Origin of the sequence: Paenibacillus sp. FSL F4-0122 (assembly GCF_038002845.1) — a bacterium.
GTDB classification, from domain to species: Bacteria; Bacillota; Bacilli; order Paenibacillales; family Paenibacillaceae; genus Paenibacillus_AQ; species Paenibacillus_AQ odorifer.
In genome coordinates, this window is the sequence record NZ_JBBODI010000001.1 from 1,577,967 (window position 1) to 1,598,453 (window position 20,487).

Genomic DNA, 20,487 nt, shown 5'->3' on the forward strand with positions numbered 1-20,487 from the left:
AGATTACCCATTATTTTATAAATATCTCCCGGTATTTGTGTTTTCTTGTCATTCACTATTCTCATTTTGTTAATTTAGCATGAACAATCAGCCGATGCGTTGGATTCACTAGCGGATCACATGTAATCAGAGTAAGAATCTTATCCTTGTCATTCCCGTCAAGAACGGAGACATCACTCGGATCTACAACAGAAATATCGTATACCTCATAGTTAAACACCTGATCACTAGTCTTTACCGTGATAACATCCCCCACAACAACCTCATTCAATCTGTTAAACAAACGACCCGTAGTTCTAGCCCGATGCGCCGCGATTGCAGCATTTCCGATCTCTCCAAGGGGTGCCGTTTCTTTCATATGGGCTGCAGCATGTTTCATATTAGCTTTTGTAGCCCCTTCTAATACAGGCAGCTTCAAATCAATCTTACCGATTTCAATTAGTGCGATTACTTTGCCACCGACCTCAATCTCCGGTTCAGGCTTTTCTGTCTCTTGGGGTTGGGACTGTGCCTGAGCATCCAGAACCGATTCCTCTGCTAACAGCTGAGTAACTTCAGCATACCTGCTCTTCAAATCTGGCTGGGGAGTACTATCGGCAGTGCTTAGTTCAGCCGTTTCTAATAACTTCTCCTGCTGCCTGTCGTTGTACCATTCGTTAGCTGTCGGATATAACATGATAAGTATCCCAGCCAGTATGAGTAGATAGGAGAATTTACGCAATGTTATTCACCTCCGTATATTGTTTCTATGGTTATATACAAATCAAGCAGAAACAGCTACTTGCCTTTAAGCATAGCAACTCCTTCTGCCTGAAATTAATGTTTAAAATACCCATTTACGACTTCCAAAGAAATTGATGATCACCGTGATAAAGGTAACCAGCACCTTGGAGATCAAGACTTGAATACCTAGTCTGTCTGTCAACAGATGCATTAGCAGCAGTGATATTCCGAGCACTACCAGATTCAGCACGATAAACTTGACCAGCTGCACGCGGTCGAAGCCTTCTTTATTCCCCCGGTTGCGATCACGAAAGGTTACTTTTTTATTCAAAATAAAGCTATTCGCCGTACCTGCACTATAGGAGATCACCTGCGCCAATGCGTATACCATCCCTAGTGAATTCAACAATGTGAAAATCACAAAATCAATAAGCGTATTGAGCAAACCTACGGCATTAAATTTAAGGAACTGTATGAATGCAGCACGCAAGTTCTTATCTGACATCATTGTGGTCCTTCCGGCGGTCCAGTTGTTCTTCGTTCTGGTAGCCTTTAGTCTCACTAACAATGTATAGCGGTCTATCTTTAGACTCGTCATAAATCCGTCCGATATACTCCCCAATCACACCTAACAGCATCAGAACGATACCGTTAAAGAGCAGATTGACGCCTACAATGGAAGCCCAGCCCGGAACCGTCCAGGAGGTGAAAAATATCTTTTGAAACAAGACGAAAAATAAATAGAGAAAGCTAGAGAATGAAAGGAAGAATCCAATATACGTAGCAATCTTAAGCGGCTTATGTGAAAAAGAGGTGATGCCATCTAACGCAAAACGAATCATTTTCTTCAGCGGATATTTGGTTTCTCCGGCAAAACGTTCTTCCCGTTCATATTCCACCATAGTCTGCTTGAAGCCAACCCAGCTCACCAAACCTCGGACATAGCGGTTCTTTTCTTTAAGTCCCCGCAGGACATCACATACCTTACGGTCAATAAGACGGAAATCGCCTGTATCCGTAGGAATATCCACACTTGTCATACTGCTGAGCAGGCGGTAAAAAAGCTTCGCGGTGACCTTTTTGAACATCGTTTCTCCGTGGCGCTTCAGGCGTTTCGCATATACAACGTCGTAGCCCTCTTTCCACTTCTCGATCATTTGCAAAATGACCTCCGGAGGATCCTGAAGATCAGCGTCAATAACAACAACCGCTTGACCTTCGGCATAGTCCATGCCAGCTGTAATCGCTACCTGATGTCCGAAATTACGCGAGAAGTCAATCAGCTTGACATGCTCGTCTCGTTCACAGATCTCCCGAATCATCTGGGCGGAACGATCACGACTGCCGTCATTGACGAAGACCAGCTCATAAGTATCGCCGCACTCGTCCATTACTTTTTTCAAACGTTCATAAGTATGGCTAATTACTTGCTCCTCATTGAACATGGGTACAATCACACTATATCTGGCTTTCACCTTTATTCCTCCTACAAGCTTTTTGGAGCGTTACATCCATCTACACTTCATAATAACGCTGCATGCATAAACTTATTTTATAGATTTTTATTAAATCCTAGAAAACCCAAGTAGGGAACCAACGCAGCATATCTTTCACGTAATCTCCACTGACCTGCATCCCTGACAGTACCGGGTAGAAAGCGATAAAGAGCAGCAAAGCAACGGCTACATAGACATACTGTACGTAACGGGCCTCAGGGAATTTACTATCCAGCAACTTCATTATATATACAATACCAAGAATCATAAATGGTACCATGGCAAAATAATGGTAAATAAATGTTTCTCTTGGGACAAGCATCCACGGAACATATTGCGAGAAGAAGGCGATCCAGATCATGTAGAGGTTCTTATCTTTACGTTTCAGCGTAATCCACAGCGTTGCCAGCATCGCAAAAATACCCGTCCACCAGATAAGAGGATTCCCCATAGTCACTATACTGCTGACCTGACCTTCCGGCAAACCTTCACCGCCGCTAAAGAACCAGACCGGTCTCTTCATAAACGGCCATTGCCACCATGAGGAAGCAAAGGGATGTGTAGCTACAAGCTGACTGTGGTAGTTGTACATATTCTTTTGGGAATCAATCAAACCTTTTATAGTGAAGCCCTCTGCTGATGCAGATAACCCTGGCACAAAAGATAAGCTATAAATAATTACTGGAATAATTACAAAGAACCCGATACAACTAGCCAACGTAATAATAGTCTTTTTCCAAAAAGAATCTACCGCTTCACGACAGGTGCCCAGCAATTCCTTGTCTTTAATCTTCCCCTCGGCCAGCAGGCGTCCGGAGGCTTGGTATTCTCTGTAGCGTTCAAAAAGGGAGATAGCCAGCATAATGGCCAGCCCTGCTCCTCCATAGAGCACAATCCATTTCGAAGCTACGCCGATTCCGAAGAATAAGCCAGACCAGAATAACGGAATTAATGTTTTTCTCAAAGGCTGCTTGTAGAAATTCATTGTGTAATACCGCTGCATGAAATAGAACATCAACATAATGAAGAATACTCCGTATACGTCAATCGTGGAGATTCTTGTCTGTGTGAAATGCATGAAATCCAGTGCAAACAATCCTGCCGCGAGGGCGGCGTATTTGCTTTTCTTAAACAAACGCAGCGCCATTACATATATGAGAGGTAACATGGCAACTCCGAACAAGGTTCCGATAATACGCCAGCCGAATGGATTGACCCCGAACAGCTCCATCCCTATGGCAATTAACAACTTACCAAGCGGTGGATGCGTGTTCTCGTAAGGCACAATCCCGTGTGTATATTCATAAGCTGTTCGCGCATGATAGATCTCGTCAAAATAAGTGCTATTCATAAAGTTAGAATATTCCGGAATGAGCGACTGCTCGTCAAAAAGATTGGCCGCTGCTCCTCTTTTAGGAACTGCGTTAGCATCCGGTGTCACACCAGCAATAGGAAGGGGTATTCTTTCTCCCCCCTGCTCATAAAAGGCCATTTCGTTCAAAGTGAACCCTGGAGAGGTAACTGTAAACTTCACATATCTCGCAGTAACGTTCAGGGGTTGGCTTTTCCAGATGAAGACATTCCCGACATCCTCACTGACATCCATCGGACTGCTCCAGACCTCAGGATTGTCGCTGAATTCCAGCTTGAACTTACCCGTGCCTACGCCACCAAAGATATTGACCCGTTCCAATGGTTTACTCTGCCCCAAATCTACATAGAAGCTTTCACCACTGGCAGCAGGCTCCCATAAGGTCTCTGGAGATTTAGTAGAGCCAAGATTATATAAAGCAAGCGCTGCGTAAACGGCCGTAATAGCTATTATGCATATCCAATCTATACGCTTAAACTTCATCGTTAAATCGCCCTCCCTTCTGATGCGGTTTAATTTGCCCGACAACTCTCAAATCTTCTTCATATTGTTCTTCCAGTGTAATTGGCGCTGGAAGAGGTTTTATACCCTTGCGGACATACACATCGTAACCGATATTCAGCATATAAAGCAGTAATGCTAGATTAGCTATAGCAGTCACTAATACGATTCCGTCTGCACCCGGGCTAACATCTGCATTCAGGTGGGATAAGGTGTACGCCACATTGATGTATTGCGTTAAGCTGAATCCGAGAAATAGCGATAAAAAGCGGCGGTCCCGACTTTCTATATAAGTAAACAAACAAAGAATAAGAGCAGGGAACATATAACGTTCATGCATTTTGGTGCCAAGCACAAAGACCACTACTATAAGCACCATGCCGATAAAATAGGATTTGGTCAGGTCCAAGCGATCCTTTTTAAAGGAATAAAATGCCGCAACAGCTACAGCCACTAAAATAAATATGAAGCCCCATACACGGTATGGAATGCCAAGCCAGGTTAGATCAAGGGATGACCACATCGGATCAGTCAGTGCATACAGATTAAATGCATTCACTGAAGAATACGGATAGGAAGATAACGTACTCTTGTAAAGATCAATAATCCCTACCAGACCTCCGTTATTCCAGAAAAATGGTGCCGCAAGCAATCCGAAGATCCCTAATCCATACAAAGCTCCGAATCCAAGCTGCTTCCAAGCGCGGTGATGATAAAAAGCAAACAACAATACCGGCGTGAATATCAACGCTTGCGGTTTAATTAGCGTCGCTAAGGCAAACAAAATTGCGGAGCGAACAAACTTTTTGTTCGCAGCGCCGTGGATACTGAGTAGCAGGAAGATCAAAAAGAACGAATCTGCTTGTCCCCAAGCCGCTGAATTAATAAGTACCGCAGGATTAAACAGAAACAACAACATCAAGCCGAAAGCAATTCCTGTGCCGAGTTTTTTGCGTGACATTTGATAAATGAAGTAGCCGAGCACCAAATCAGAAAGAATCGCAGGGAGCTTGAAGAGTAAATTCTCTCCACCTGAGCCCTGAGTGAATCCTAAAACGCCACGTATGGCGCTAAGCACGTACAATATGTACAAATAGCCTGGAGGATAATCGGCAAAATAACCTTCTTCATAAAATTTGCCTGGACCTAAATCCACCATACGCTGTCCCCAAGAAATAAAGGTATTCATATCATTCTGATATCCTTGCGCGGTAAGACCAATCCACACTCTCAGGATAAAAGCAACTCCGATGGCAATACTCAGCCATTTGGAATAAATATTCTCAGGCTGCTTCATAAGCTTCTCACTACGGAATGCTTTAGTATAAAGCACTGCAAAAAACACACTAAACAGCGCTGAGATCAGCAACATCTTAGTTGGAGATACTTTATGTGGAGTGTCTGCCTTTTTGTCGCCTGCATCTGGACTAACCGCTGCACTATCCAGCGAAATGACGTTAGCCCCTTCGGGAGCCGCGTCTAATTTTTCTACAGCAAAATCATCAAAATAAGCCTTACCTTGAATTAAGCTAGAGTAGCCGCCCAGACTTGCGCCTATGCCAAATGACTTCTGCTCCGGTCCTGTCTGGCCGATATATTCAAGATACTGCCATTCACCTGCCGTATCAGTTACGCTGGGATACCCCCCGCCTACTCCAACGGCAAGAATGTTGGCGCCTATTCCCTCGCCTGCTGTACTTACTACTTTGATCCATCCAGAGATTCTATAATAACTATTCGGCGTAGCCTCAATCGTCTGCACCCATTTCAAATGATTGGGTTCGATATTCTCAATGACTGCCGCCTTGCTGCCGGAATGAACTTCCTCCGATTGGATTGAAAGTAGGCCTGAGTTGTCTCCTGAAATCCACATATCCTTAGTCCAGTTAGAAGGCGCATCATCTCCCCCCTCCTCAAAGCCAGGGTTCTGCAATAGATTCCCCTCTGCATAAATGCTTGTTACAGGAAGCACAAACAATAACAGCATCAATACAGTCATTACGGCCGCACGTGTACTCTTGATCATCGTCCCAACCTCACCTCGTCCTATATTCATCTTAGTCCAGCCAAAAGCATATACCTTCTGAAAAACAGCTCCCGAATTAGTGTATTTCACCGTTGCTAAGAAATCATTTGGATTGATTTTCTCATAAAAGAGCATATAAATATAGGGCATGTTTACCTTATCTGGATCGCAAACCCTTCCATCCACAATACTCCATTCCATAGGATCGCCTAAGCTTCAAGGCTCTTATATAGACTCTTATATAGAATAGAAGAATCGCAGTGGCTAAAGCAAATGCCGGAGCAAAAAAAACAGGCCATTCTATAAGCATAAAGCGAGAGAACTAACAAAATGGTAAGACCATAGGACCACCTAGGGGTTTGAAGTATTTTCAGTACAAAATAAACAGAGATCAGGATCAAGGTGGGTAACAAATTGGACTCTAACACCAAGGCTGCCTCGTCCTGAACATCACCTCTTCAACAATATAATCTAAATCATAGATGATGAAAAGCTAGAAACATAGACTAACCTGAATGGTTAAGTGCCAACAAAAATATAAAAAAAGGGCCCCCTCAGTTATGAAGGAGCCTTTGAATGCACATCTGTATGCTATATATGAGTTAGCCCGCACTACCAAGAAATACATAACGGAGAATAATCAGAATAGCAAGTACCCACATCATCCAGTGAATATCGTATTTTTTCTTGCCAGCAAGGTTAGCTACACAAGCAAGGATTACATAAGTTACGATACCAAAGGAAATACCATTAGCAATATTATAAGTGAAAGGCATGATTACTAGAGTAAGGAACGCTGGAATCGCAACAACCATATCTTGAAAATCAATTTCGCGAATCGATTGTGCCATGAGCACGCCTACGACAATCAATGCTGCGGCTGTAGCAGATCCAGGGATCAGAGCCACTATTGGTGCAAGGAATAACGCAAGCAAGAAGCACACACCCGTTGTTACAGCTGTAAGACCTGTACGTCCACCTTCAGCAACACCTGCCGCGCTTTCTACAAAAGCAGTAGTAGTGGAAGTACCCAATGCCGCACCACCAGCTACAGCGATAGCATCGACAAACATTGCATTACCTACACGTTTGTTACCTTCTTCAGGGTTGTCCATAATACCAGCGCGTTGAGCAGTACCTACAAGTGTACCAAATGTATCGAACAATTCTACAAAAGTGAATGTTGCGATTGCTGAAACAATACCGGTGTGCAGGATACCATCCCAGTCAAATTCGAAAAAGTTCAATTGCGTCAGGTCAGGCACCCAAGGGGTTGTCGGACTGGACAATGAGCCAAAATCAACTACACCCATCAGTATACCCGCGAGGGTTGTACCCAAGATACCGAATAAAATCGCACCTTTAACTTGCAGTACCATCAGGATGGAAATAAGAAGCAATCCGATAATTACCAATTGTACATCAGTGTTCTCTAGACTACCCATATGAATAATTGTTTCAAAGGATAGGACATCTGTGAATGTATTGGCCGAAATATCTTTACCAGCTTCGACACCAATCGTCATCAAACCACTATTCTTAAGCCCAAGGATTGTAATGAACATCCCGATACCTACGGTAATGGCATGCTTCAAGCTGTCAGGAATGGCTGTCAGTAAGATCTGCCGCACTCGGGTAACCGTGAGCAGGATGAAGATCAAACCGGAAATAAATACTGCGGTCAGACCCATTTGCCAAGTGAATGGATGTTCTGAGGTTGCAGAAGACAAAATTACGGAAGCAAAGTATGCATTAAGTCCCATACCTGGTGCCAATGCTACTGGAAAGTTTATAAACACGCCCATTGCAATGGTGAAAATACCTGCTGCCAGCGCAGTCGCTAGAAATACAGAGTACCAGCCCATATCGATGCGGCCAAAGGCTGTTAATGTGCTCGGATTAACCGACAGGATGTAAGCCATAGCCATGAACGTAGTCAAGCCGGCCATTATCTCTGTACGTACTGTAGTGCCGTTCTCTTTCAACTTGAAAAACCGATTCAAATTGTTCTCCCCCTAAGGTATGTTGTGGCTGACAGCAACAAAAAGCCGGTATCTGATCGACACCGGCTCGAAAAAAAGAGTAGCACCCAAGACTATAGCCCTAGATTCAGGACAATACGGGTTGCTCAGCTCTTCTTAATCGTAGCCAGGTCATTACGGTGACCTCGTAGAAACTTCCAGGCCTATTCCCGGAAATATACGAAAGAATTATGTTGTTGTGCTTTATCATTTTAGGTGGACATCACATAAGTTGTCAATGAAAAAAGCGAACATTTTCGACTTTATTTTTTCTATTGTTCGTAATTCATACATTTTTATCTTTAACTCCAACCCCAAAATCCATTAAACCATGCAGCTTATTAACTATCAAAAGCCTTATTAAATGGGTATTTTTCCCTATAAAACAGTTTCAACATGCCCTAGCTTATTGGCCTTTGGAATACTGATAGCTATGCCAAGAATTAGCAAAATGCCCTATAGCTAAACAAATCACTGCAATACCTAACCAGAAAGATCTGCCCCATATAGCCGCAAATCCAAATGCACAAACAGGGAGAACTGCCATGGGAATCGGAAGAAACAATAATGGAGCCCATAATAATCTGAATTGCTGTCCCTTAACCATATAACGAATCCATAAACCGTAATAAATCGTGATAAACACAAAGATAAGTACAGCCCAGATCCCGAATTCTACATTTTCGAAGTTATCCTTTGAAATCGCAAGAATAGCTATACACCCCAACTGCCCTACTCTCTCCAAAAGGGTGTAGACGATGCCGGCATCTTTTAAACCGCTGGGAACATGATCGGGCGGAAACTTAATCATCAGTAAACTTGGGGCAAGAATAACCATAGCTATTAGTGTTCCAATAAGTGAGAATCCCATTCTAATGGCTCCTGTAAGTTTATTTTTTCCAGTTTATCACATTCTCTAAAGTTGCTATATAGGGTCCGTCACAAGCTTCACGGTTAATAAAAAAACCTGCAGTCCCTTAATAAATAAGGAGCTGCAGGTTTCTTATTGCTATATGCTATTCCCACTCAATCGTTGCAGGTGGTTTCGAAGTAATGTCATACACTACGCGGTTTACATTCTCAACTTCGTTGACAATACGTACAGAGATTTTTTCAAGAACATCCCATGGGATACGTGCCCAGTCAGCGGTCATGCCGTCGATGGAAGTTACTGCACGAACACCTACTGTGTAGGAATACGTACGAGCAATAGAGTAAATTACTATTCAATTATTACGTTATTTTGTATACCAATTGTAGCGGGTAAATATACAAATTTCAACGACTAATTACATGAAAAGTAAAATAGAACCTTAGAATTATTCAGTCACATTACCAGCAAGACTAGTAAAAAACAGACCTCTCTTCCCATTGAAACAAATGAGAAAAATCCCAAGTTTCTACATTATGTTGTATGATGATACAAAATAGTTCTCCAAACCCACCTTTTTGGTGTATTGGTAAAACTATGTTGTAGTAATCAACCACTTAATATTAAGGAGAGAGAAACATGAAGTTAGTTAATTTCAGCGTTACAAATTACAAGGTTTTCAAGGATACATTTACAATTGATTTTTTAAAAGACTCTATCGTTATCCTAACTGGAAGAAATAATACAGGTAAATCAACCATATTAGAAGCTATTAACTGTTTCTATCAAAAGGAAACTAAAGCTAAAACCATTCCTAACAACTGCTTTTCGAATCGTGGAAAGGATATTATACTTGAAGCTGTATTTGAGTCTGATGAAGATCAAATAACTATTAAAAAGAAGTACAAAGAAGAAAATGCACCAAGCTTTTGGGATGAAAAGGGGCAAGAAATCAAAAAAAACCACAAATTATTTGATAAATTGGAAGAAATCTTAAACAATAAGCCTTTTTACATAACTCCCTCCATGTTACCTGATGACATAAATGATTTAATTCAAAATATATACTCTGAGATAATAAAAAGTGACCTCTTAAAGCTCGAAAACTTTAATGGAGACCCAGAAACCGAAAAAGAGTCCTTTGAATTATCTAAGGAGTATTCTAAACTCAGACAAGCATACCCCGAATTTTTAAGAAAAATCAAACAGAACACTGATAGCATACTGTTAAAGGTAAGTAATGATGTTTCCAGTAACTTAAGAGTCCTATTTTCAAATGAACATTTATCTTTAAATGTAGTAGGTGGCGAAAGCGAAGGATTTTCATCAACGGATTTATTAAAATCTACAAATTCGAGTGTTCATATTGATAGTATCCAACAATCTAAAATGCCTTTAGCAAATCAAGGAACTGGTTTACAACGAATGAGTCTGATATACCTTATTCAAAATATGATTGAAAAAAAGCTTTTAGGTGAAAATGATAATAAGCTACTGCTTATAGATGAACCAGAAGCATTCTTGCATCCAGAAGCAGTTCGAGCATTAAGTCGCTCTCTTTATGAAATCGGCACGAAAATGCCACTGATGATTTCTACCCATTCCCCAATACTGATAGATTTATCCAAAGAACATACCTCTATTCAGGTTTTCCGAGTCGGTGAGAAAGCTATTCAACTATATAAGTCTGTTAGTAAGCAATTTGATGACGATGACATAGCAAATATGAAAATATTAAACTACGTGGACTCCTATGTAAATGAATTTTTCTTTGCTGATAAAATAGTGATTGTAGAGGGTGATACTGAGTATATTGCCTTCAAGCACCTAGCTAAAGAGAAAGGCTATAACATTCATATAATTCGTGCTAGAGGTAAAGCTACTATTGTAACTTTAATGAAAGTCCTCAATCAATTTAATTCTTGTTATGACGTACTGCATGATGTAGATAATCATAATAAACACTCTTCCTCTACTCTTAAAGCCCAATTAACAAACTGTAAAAATATATATAACACTAAAAACAACGACAATATTAGAGTGTTTTGTTCAATATCTAACTTTGAAAATGCAATAGGCATCGGAGACGTATCAAACGATAAAAAAACAAAAGTTATTTATAAAATATTACATGAGCAGGAACAAACAATGGATACATATGAATATACTGAAGCTAGCACTATAATAGAGAATATATTTGATCAAATAATTAATCGTGATAAAGAGATAGCTTTGAGCGGAGGGTTTCAAAAAATAACCAGTGCTGATGATTACGGAAAATTATTTAATGATTTAATTGAGCAAAAAATTCACGAAGAAGAACTAGAAAGAAAGAAGAAAGAAGAATTAGAAGAAAAGAAGAAAGAGGGATTAACAGTTTGAAAGTGAATCAGATGCGTTTTATATTTCAAGTGGGATAAACGTATAATGTTGTACTTTCTCTACTCTGAGTTCAGCATTAGGTCTTTCAACTTGTTACATATCTGTGTTATACAAGTGACATATTCGTTAATAATTCGCCTTCTGATTCGTATTGTGGGGTGGAATTAACTAATTACCGTTCTCAGGCTGTTTCAAAGTCGTCCATTATGACTCTGAGCCAGCCTTTACTATTAAAAGAGGGAAATTCGTTTCTAAATGAAAAAATATTATATGTAGAATTATTAATCTGCTTATAATAACTAGATTCACGTGGTATTTTGTTCTCAGAACAGTTGTTCACTCTATTTTTATTATTCATAGAACACAAATTGGATATCAATCATCACTACCTCCACGATCTACTGTGTAGATTGGGCTAGTTCTTAATAAGGAAAAGGGGTTTAATATTTATCACTGGTCTTAATGATATCGCTTCGTTTTCTTTTACAAGTTGCTGGTTGAATGAGTACGTACCATTTCCCCACATATGACTTTGATAGCTAGTCCTTGAAGATTCTTTCAACTGCACGTTGTTTATCATCATTAGAAGGCATACTACCTACTGAACTATGTCCACCCACTCAGACTTTGTATCAAGCTAATCTCCTCTCCTGCACGTACAAGCCCTGTAATGAAGCTGTGCCGAGTCTGATAGGCATTGTGTCTATGCTTCTCCGTAAGGTGCTGAACGCTTCCTATACTGATACGCTCCTGTCAATTACTTATGAATAGAGCAGGGTTGCCATCTGTTCGTATTCTTCAACGAACTTTTCAATAGCCCTTCTTGCATCCACGTTTAGTGGTAGCGTACGCTCTTTATTCCTGAACGAAATACTAACGAGCTTTTACGGTCGCTTGGATCAACATTTAGACAGTCTAGAGCGACTATTTCTGACACCTAATATCAGTCATATATAGCGTCATTGAAATAGCATAATCTCTCTTATTACCTGTACGGTCAATATCTCTAATTAACTTATTCCGTTTAGGATGTTGCTTTCGTATCGCAATACATCTATATAGGGTCACTATTTATATGTGTACTGACACTCTCCCCTAAAGACGATCACTTTTCAGCTGTAAACCTAGCCCCGTCCCGCTCCATTAATGCTGATTAGGATTATAATACGGATCTCCGTTAGCTCAATAACAAGCTTATTTCAGGATATTCGCAGAACATACCTATCACAAAGATAAATCATCTGCGTTTACCAAAGTGGAAAACTTTTCGTGAATCTCTAGCTCAGTATAATTTGTCCGTTTCTTTTCATCTTCAAATAAGTCATCATCATAGTCCCTATTCTCCAAATATTCTCGATGTCGAATTTCTTCCTCATCAAGAGCAAAGTTGACTCCTTCTAGTTCCTCATCAAAGTTCACTCCATAAAATTCTACCAAGAACTCAAGAATATCCAGCCATTCCTTGAACTTTCGATTACCCCAGCCATTGGGCACTGTATTCTCTAAACCCTCATTTTCAAACAGATCCTTGTAAGATATAGAAAATTCTTCCTTTATCCTCTTTATTTCTACATCCACTTTATTGATAGGTGCAAATGTACAATAGCATGCGAAATAATAGTAGAAAAATAGACCTCTATGTTCCTTGCTGGGTTCTGCAAAAATACGCTCCAACACTTCTTTTACCTTTGGTCGGCTAAAAGCAGATTCATCGAGACAATCGCTGAATCTAACCAACAGCCCGATTAATTCATCATATTCGTAATAATTTGCTTCTTCAGATATAAATTTGATTACTATTATTAATAAAGTCGATATGACTTCTTCTAAATTAAAGGACTCACTATTTAAATCCAAGAGTGTGCAAATAGCATCTTCTGATTTTCGAATAAAGCCTTTAACTCCGTACTCCTCATAAAAAGGATGTACATAATGCTCGTAACGGTAATCACTTAAAACTCTAATAATAGCCTTAGTATATTCACTTGTGAAAGTTGGGTTATCACGTCTAGAAATTAATTCGTATAGATAATCCACTTGCTCGAAATATACCATGCTTTGAATTAGAAACAAGATGTTTCTACTATCAAGCCGTTGGTTAATTACATATTCAATGAAGTCCTTGACACTTGGATTGTTAAACCTAACTTTTACTACTTCCCCAGAATCCTCTATCCGAATAAAGGAATTATCCACTTCCTCCAATGCTGAGCGCAAAGAATTATCCGTTATAATCTCATTATTCTGACTGCATTTGTAATAGTGATACGAAGAGAATGCAATTTCAAGTCCTTCTAAGGAGCAAGATCCCTCGAACATGGCTAATGTCAATAAAAGATCCTTGGAGCGTTGTGTTGCATTCATGTATAAACTATCCCATATAGAAAACGGATTGTTTAAAGTTTGAATAAATTCGTTGTAAAATTGGTTTGGGTCGTCTATCACACCCATCTTAATGATGTCCATATCCGTCATCTCTTCAATAATCCTTGGCAAGAAGTTTCTATGCTGAATGATATTCATATACTTCTTATTTTTCACAATATACTCAATAAATGGATTTGGGATATTTGAATTTTTAAGATAGGCATAGAGAATATTAGCCTTATCTTCTAATTTAAAGTCTTCTACTTTGACCAAATGCTTCGAAAGCTCAAAGTATTTACTTTTCATGTACTCTGATTCCAGCTTTGCCGATTGGATAATATTTTCTCGCGAAACTAGAATGAGCCTTGTTTTCTTCTCACTATCACTAATATCTTTGATAAATTGTAACAGCCTATCATCGTCATGATGCGACTTTAACTTAGTTTGTCCTAGGAAGTCGTCGCATAGAAAAACCTGATTTTCACCATGTATGTATAGCTCCAATATTTGAGAGATATCTTTAACAACATAAGGGACAGAGCCTTTCTTGACACAATAGGAGAGCAATATCTCCGCTATTGTCGACTTACCTACGCCAGGATTTCCGGTAATGACCACAAAGTGTTGATCTTCAAGAAATTGCAAGATACGATTGAAATTAGGAGGCTCTACATAATATATAATCCGCTTTGAAATTCTTCTAAGCGTCATCTCCGTCTGGTTGTGTATTTCACGGCTTAGTAACTCAGTAATGAGTGAAAAATTATGTAGCCAAAGCTTATAATGCCTCGCCTCGATCTCCCCATACTTGCTTAATTCGTCGTTGAGATCTTCAGATCCAAGGATATCAGCTTTACTTTTTATGTAAGGATCAAAAATATTTATGATTTCTGTTTTTTCCGTGTCGTTTAAGGGTAAGGATGTGACCAATATGTATCTTTTAGGGCTTAGTGTTCTTACTTTAGGGGCTTCTTCCCTTCGTAGAACTGATTTTAAATTAGAATAGGATGAATTAGCATAATGCTTACATTGAATAATGGTTTCATCATCTGTAAAGTGACTATGTCTTAGATCCACACCACCATCTCGTCCTGATTTAAAACGTTCAATATGAACATTGTACATCTTCGATAGAATATCTTTAACTAACCTTTCAAAATCGTTGTAGTCTAGTGTTTTGAAATCGTACATACAATCACCTCGTCAGTAGCCAAATGAAGGTCCTTAAAGTCTTCTTCTTTTTTGTTTATTAAATATCTCTTCATAAATATCTTTCAAATATATTACACCTTTACATGCCAATTTAAATCTCAATAAATCATACCACACTTTTCTGCATAACTATCCGTAAGTTCAATAACACCATCAATATTACACTACATCGTCATCGTTGTAACGCCTACACTTCTTCTAATCCTACTTGAAACTCACATGAATCTTTACACTTGCCCAATAGAGTTGTTCAGAAGCCGTATAGTCTCGCTCCTACATCTTTATAGTTTGTCAAAATGTATAATTTACGCCATATGTACGAAATATGTTAAACCATATTTTCTGATACGTGTCATAAATTAGATATAGACAAATGAAATGTGTCAATTAACCTTTATGTAATTTGATACGAGTACAAATAACCACTCTTATTGAGTGGTTAGTCCTTGTATATGTGTTCTACAGCTTTCTGCTTATCTTCTTCACTTGGCATCGAATACCTTAAAATCATATCCGCACTTGAATGACCACTCAAACTCTGAATGACACTAATATCTTCACCTGCACGTACAAGCCCTGTAATGAAGCTGTGACGAGTCTGATGGGCATTGTGTCCATGCTTCTCCATTAGATGCTGAACGCTTCTGATGCTAATACGCTCTTGTCTATTACTTATGAATAGAGCAGGGTTACTGTCTGTTCTTTCATCAAGATATTTTTCTATAGCCCTTCTTGCTTCCACGTTGAGTGGTAGTGTACGTTCTTTATTCCCCTTACCTGAACGAACTACCAACGAGCCTTTGCGGTCGCTTACATCGAGGTCTAGACGGTCTAGTGCGACTAATTCAGATATCCTAATACCAGTCATTAGCAAAGTCATAAGAATAGCATAATCTCTCTTATTACCTGTACGATCAATATCTCTAATTAACTTATTCCGTTCAAGCTTATCCATTGCTTTCGGTGCTTGTTTCTTTATATCTGTTACTTTAACTACAGATATATCTTCTATTGTTTCACGTTTTCCTGCCCATTTAGAATAAGACTTTATTGCATTCCATAGTTTGTTAATCGTGGAAGCTGACTTCTTCTTACTTGCCAGATAATCTATGTACTGTTGAACGTCTGACCTAGCGTAGTTCTCTAAATCAGTTCCTGATCCATCTAGCCACTTTTCAAATTGGTGGATCGCATGACCATATGTTCTAATTGTCGTTGCTGATTTACCACGCAAGCCCTCATTAAGAAATCTCTCTAACATAAACATTTCTCTCCTTAAAATAGGGATAAATAATTCCACGCAATAATTTCTAACTATTAATGGGCTATTTGTGTACCATTTTGAATCTTCATACCATTTATTATAGCATAGAATTTTAATTCTACGTCATTATTCTACGCAATACTACTTAACGACCGACACCTAATTGTATGTGATGCTATTCCCTTTTCTTCTGACTAAAGTAATCGATATAAAGGGGTCATAATTGTCAAATAGGTCTTTTCGATATAAAATATTTGTTAATATTAACCAACTGGTATGGTGTCGCCTATCGTATCTTGAAAATATAAGCCTACTCGGTCGATGAGTGTATTCTGTATTAGGTTTGGACGAGCCTAAAGGAGAGAGATAATTGAATTTCAATGATTTTTCTATAAAAGAGCAATATCACATAAATGGGGTTATAGCCAAGTATATGGATACATATATAAGGGTAAACCTTGTTTGGACACCTGAGCAGATGTACTGCGATTTACTGGAATACCTTAAAGCACAACATTCAATTGGGGCGTATACCTACAAAACTAAAGTTGATGGCGAATGGGTATTGGTATTTCCAATGAAACGAGCACAACTTTGGATGGTTTCTAATGATGGTCGAGATTTTATTATCTCAAGGTTTACAACGAAGTACGAAAGAAACAAGAAGTTAGCGAGGAAAAAATCTCCTATTTGTGAGATAGTTCGCTTTGGTCTCAGATGGGAGGAATTGAAAAATTTCGATATTGTCTACGGCTTAAAAGAAAATGGAACAAGTGGGTATAGTAACGAGAAGACAGAAATCGTTGAAAATTCAGAATTAATACCGTGGTCCGTTACCCATGTAGAAAAAGAACTAAGAGAAAAGCATGGAACTAGTCTTAGGGATTGCCTGATAAGTCTTTCAACAAGCCCAATAGAGAAAATGTTCTATGAGTATTGGCTTAAACATTTTTATCATCCTGACAACCCCGCAATTATTCCTGAAATCTATGGGGAGAGACATCATTACTCCTGTTATAAGCTAGATGACAATTATTCACTCAGATTTAGTTCAAGTTCAAAGACAGTGAATGTCAGATTTGACTTCGCTATTGTCAATTTCCATAAACAAACTAAATTGCTTATTGAACTTGATGGACACGACTATCATAAGACGGTCGAACAACGCAATAACGATGCAATTAAAAGGACAATAGCAACAAACAATGGATGGCAACTCAATGTGATAACAGGGACTCAAATTAACCGAGACATTGAAGGATGTTTTGATGCAATCAAAAGTTTCCTGTTGCCTAAATAAACCTATATAAAAAATCCCTTGAAACAGGGATTTTTTCATTCCTATAGTAACATTACTGGATTCGAAAATCTGGTAGAGGTCAACTGATTGTTCCTTAGCCTTTTGCCTAATCCTCCGTTTAACTGAATCTCCATCGTACTTCAATCAGTTCATCTTGGCGTTTATTCATATAAAATAATCATAACTTCGTGATAGCGCAACCACAGTTACACTCACCCCTGTATGTTACGAAGCCAACAAATGATACTAAGCCCAGATTCATCATAATTTAACTCATAAAAACAATTGCCACTAATTATACCAATATCATTCATAGCTAATCATTTCCTAACAAATAACTATAATCTCTCTTTTCCTGTCTTGATGTCCGTTGGGTACGTCTATATGTTTCTTCATAATCATCTTCAAATTCACTGCCATTCATTTTTCTCATCTCATCACTAAGCGCAGATTGAATCTTCATAGCATGCTTTTCTGATTCCTCTTGTTGAATTTTTATAAGCGCCTTCTTCTCAAGCGTATCCATACGTGCTTTACCAGAAGCACCACTCTTTGAAATAGCATCGATCCGTTTTCTGCCTTGATCCTTTGCATGTTCACAAGTAGTAGTAAAATATACGTACATATCGTTTTCATCTAAGTAGTCGGTTCCAAACAAATTATGTGGATGAGTTTCTTTCGATTCAGCAGAAAGCTTCTTTGATCGCTTCGCAGTATTGGCTTTTTTGCTAGGATCACTTTCTTGTTCAATAGATTTCTCATAGTACGTATTTGTTTCTTGACGTATCATTCCATCAGGTGTTGTATAGTAATCCCCTCTATGTTTCGTGAGAAGACCCTTTCTTACACATTCAGAAATAATATTGACAGCAGTTTGATGACATACATTTAGCACACTTTGCCATTCTCTAAATGAAATGCTGTAGCTTATTTTAGAGCGCCATTTAACATATGTTAGAACTTTTAGTTCATAGACAGATTCCACACAGTTAAACATATCGTCAGTCACAGAAGTAAAACCTTTATATATGGAGCCGCCACTTTTAACTTGTTCTGTATATATGGATTGTCCAGTGTCAGGTAAGGTAATATCTAACACTGTAATGTTTTTAAGTTGTCCATCATTATGAACAATCTTGATATAACTCTTAGAACGCAAACTAAGAAGAGCAACTTTAATTCGTTTTTTGCCCCTAGAAGGATTCTTCTGGTCTAGCAAAATAATAGAGTTTAGTAACTCTATGTTGAGACGTGCAAGGTTAGGATTCCTTGCACTCACTAAAGTACCAATATGATAAAACACTAGAAATTCATCATTAGTGGTAAAATACTTAGTTTCACGTGCAAACATTCTATTTGGTATTGCTACAAAACTCATAAATGATATCGCCCCTTATTAGCGCACTATCATCCTCCAGCATTATGTTTTCAGTTTATGTTTATGTATGGTTTGTTTTTATGTTTTATTCTTTTTATGGTATCTACTGTCTAGATGATGTATGTGAGCATACATGATATTTAATTGCATGTCTTACTAGACGTACAGATTCATACTGAAATTTGATATCTCTCTGTATATATCTGTACGTAAACCTCCTTTCATATTTGTATTTACATTGTAACTAATTATAGATAACCCGCAAACTCCTAATTTAAATAAATCCAGAAGGGGGGTTCTTCTGGATTTATTATACTCGGCTTTAGACAGTTGTTATTGTCCCTTCTTGAAGTCGTAGTAGGTTCCCAAGTTCAAATATACTATGTAGGAAATCTATTATATTGAGTTTCGAACACCGACTACCCATCTGTACAGTCTCAGAAGCTCAATACTTGTCCCTAAGGACTCTCTAGGCTCTTAAGCACCGTCCGCCCCCCCTGTTCAAAGAAGAGCCACAGAGACCTTATTTAGCAGTTTTAAGATGATGTATTAATTTGTATTACATATAAGTATGGTGTATTCTATCCAAACTTCTGGGATGACTTAATCAAATTTTCATTTTAAATATTTTCAGCCCATTAAGAGGACTATACAACCGTCCAATTTGTAAAATGTCCTCTTGCTCTAATCCCCTTAAATATTTCGAGGTGATTTGAGTATCAAAATGCCCCATTAATCTGCTCAAGCTGTAAATGTCAATTCCATTTCTCAATTGCTTCTGTGCGAAGTAGTGTCGACAATCATGCGGGGAACATCGTACTTCCTTTCTTACCCCAGCATTATTGCAATGCTCTTTTAGAATCTTGTTGATGCGGGAGCGGGACAATCTTACAGCGGATTGGTCTAGAAAATAACAATTCTCTATTTCATCCTCTAATCTTTTTATGAATCGTTCCTGTTTTAATGCTTCGTACTTCCTCATGTATTTCCGCATGATATTGCTAATGTACACCAAACGTTGTTTAGAGCCTTTCCCATGAATCAGAATGTGTCTCCTAGCAATATCATCGCTCTTGATATTACATAGCTCAGAAACCCGTATACCCGTGTCAAAGAGCATAATGAGAATGAGTTTGTCACGGACATTGGAGTACGTCTCTTCTTTCAAGTCATTAATTATCCGTGAAACTTCATCATCATTGAACGTAACAATGACTGTTTTATCTTCTTTGAGATTTCTAATCCTCCGCATAGGGTAGCTTGTTCATCAATGAATTCTTCGCTCACCAAATACTGAAAGAAGACTTTTAAAGTGGCAATATTATTATTTATCGTCCTGTTCATTTCTCTCCCTTCATTTTGCCGCTCCTGAATATACTTTTTGATATGAAGCTGTGTCACATCCTCTGTTTCAGTAATACCTAATATTTTCACTGTGAACTTCTCCCATCTGTATAATCGAAACATACAAAGTTCAACATATTTCTTTTCCCTGCCTAAAATTTCTTGATTCAGTTTGAAATCCTCGATTAGTTCTTTGATTTTGGTCATAAAAAATACTCCCTTCTATTTGC

Annotated in this window: 14 protein-coding genes, 1 pseudogene and 1 riboswitch; of the genes and pseudogenes, 2 read left to right on the forward strand and 13 right to left on the reverse strand. The window is 38.7% G+C overall.

Annotation, left to right across the window (positions count from 1 at the left end; all coding sequences use genetic code 11):
- Positions 1–61: 61 nt before the first annotated feature.
- The 8 genes and pseudogenes from MHH49_RS06670 to MHH49_RS06705 form a co-directional block, all read right to left on the reverse strand.
- Positions 62–721, reverse strand: coding sequence for a class D sortase (locus MHH49_RS06670; protein ID WP_254924609.1), 660 nt, complete (start codon positions 719–721; stop codon positions 62–64).
- 102 nt (positions 722–823) lie between these two features.
- Positions 824–1,231, reverse strand: a complete 408-nt coding sequence (locus tag MHH49_RS06675) for a GtrA family protein (RefSeq protein WP_036679899.1) — start codon at positions 1,229–1,231, stop codon at positions 824–826.
- Positions 1,218–2,198: a glycosyltransferase family 2 protein gene (locus MHH49_RS06680; protein ID WP_038568643.1), complete on the reverse strand. Its 981-nt coding sequence runs from the start codon at positions 2,196–2,198 to the stop codon at positions 1,218–1,220. The genes MHH49_RS06675 and MHH49_RS06680 overlap by 14 nt, the downstream gene beginning before the upstream one ends.
- 97 nt (positions 2,199–2,295) lie before the next feature.
- The gene (locus MHH49_RS06685) at positions 2,296–4,074 is read right to left on the reverse strand and encodes a phospholipid carrier-dependent glycosyltransferase (protein ID WP_076138432.1); all 1,779 of its coding nucleotides are present in this window, start codon (positions 4,072–4,074) and stop codon (positions 2,296–2,298) included.
- Positions 4,064–6,319 carry a glycosyltransferase 87 family protein gene (locus MHH49_RS06690; RefSeq protein WP_036679894.1) on the reverse strand — a complete coding sequence of 752 codons (2,256 nt, stop codon included), beginning with the start codon at positions 6,317–6,319 and terminating at the stop codon, positions 4,064–4,066. The genes MHH49_RS06685 and MHH49_RS06690 overlap by 11 nt, the downstream gene beginning before the upstream one ends.
- A gap of 401 nt (positions 6,320–6,720) precedes the next feature.
- Positions 6,721–8,121 (reverse strand): NCS2 family permease, encoded by a 1,401-nt coding sequence (locus tag MHH49_RS06695; RefSeq protein ID WP_036679893.1) that lies wholly within the window; start codon positions 8,119–8,121, stop codon positions 6,721–6,723.
- A gap of 122 nt (positions 8,122–8,243) precedes the next feature.
- A riboswitch (purine riboswitch) is annotated at positions 8,244–8,343 on the reverse strand.
- A 202-nt stretch (positions 8,344–8,545) separates the two neighbouring features.
- Positions 8,546–9,010 (reverse strand): hypothetical protein, encoded by a 465-nt coding sequence (locus tag MHH49_RS06700; RefSeq protein ID WP_076142335.1) that lies wholly within the window; start codon positions 9,008–9,010, stop codon positions 8,546–8,548.
- A 145-nt stretch (positions 9,011–9,155) separates the two neighbouring features.
- A pseudogene (locus MHH49_RS06705) lies at positions 9,156–9,344 on the reverse strand (GMP synthase (glutamine-hydrolyzing)); the annotation flags it as partial.
- A 305-nt stretch (positions 9,345–9,649) separates the two neighbouring features.
- On the opposite strand from MHH49_RS06705, the gene MHH49_RS06710 reads away from it, so the two are divergent.
- On the forward strand, positions 9,650–11,392 hold the full coding sequence (locus MHH49_RS06710) for an ATP-dependent nuclease (protein ID WP_341138048.1): 1,743 nt from the start codon (positions 9,650–9,652) through the stop codon (positions 11,390–11,392).
- A 1,224-nt stretch (positions 11,393–12,616) separates the two neighbouring features.
- Here MHH49_RS06710 and MHH49_RS06715 read toward each other — a convergent pair.
- Positions 12,617–14,950 (reverse strand): nSTAND3 domain-containing NTPase, encoded by a 2,334-nt coding sequence (locus MHH49_RS06715; protein WP_341138049.1) that lies wholly within the window; start codon positions 14,948–14,950, stop codon positions 12,617–12,619.
- Positions 14,951–15,410: 460 nt separating this feature from the next.
- Positions 15,411–16,232 carry a tyrosine-type recombinase/integrase gene (locus MHH49_RS06720; protein ID WP_341138050.1) on the reverse strand — a complete coding sequence of 274 codons (822 nt, stop codon included), beginning with the start codon at positions 16,230–16,232 and terminating at the stop codon, positions 15,411–15,413.
- Positions 16,233–16,605: 373 nt separating this feature from the next.
- Between MHH49_RS06720 and MHH49_RS06725 the strand changes: the two genes are divergently transcribed.
- Positions 16,606–17,535: a hypothetical protein gene (locus MHH49_RS06725; protein ID WP_341138051.1), complete on the forward strand. Its 930-nt coding sequence runs from the start codon at positions 16,606–16,608 to the stop codon at positions 17,533–17,535.
- A gap of 316 nt (positions 17,536–17,851) precedes the next feature.
- Here the strand turns inward: MHH49_RS06725 and MHH49_RS06730 are convergent, their stop codons facing one another.
- The 3 genes from MHH49_RS06730 to MHH49_RS06740 all read right to left on the reverse strand — a co-directional run bounded on the left by MHH49_RS06730 (position 17,852) and on the right by MHH49_RS06740 (position 20,464).
- Complete coding sequence (locus MHH49_RS06730) at positions 17,852–18,913, reverse strand: hypothetical protein (RefSeq protein ID WP_341138052.1); 1,062 nt, start codon at positions 18,911–18,913, stop codon at positions 17,852–17,854.
- Between the two features lie 607 nt (positions 18,914–19,520).
- Positions 19,521–20,165: a tyrosine-type recombinase/integrase gene (locus MHH49_RS06735; protein WP_341138053.1), complete on the reverse strand. Its 645-nt coding sequence runs from the start codon at positions 20,163–20,165 to the stop codon at positions 19,521–19,523.
- On the reverse strand, positions 20,090–20,464 hold the full coding sequence (locus tag MHH49_RS06740) for a site-specific integrase (protein WP_341138054.1): 375 nt from the start codon (positions 20,462–20,464) through the stop codon (positions 20,090–20,092). Before MHH49_RS06740 ends, MHH49_RS06735 begins: the two co-directional genes overlap by 76 nt.
- Between the last annotated feature and the right edge of the window lie 23 nt (positions 20,465–20,487).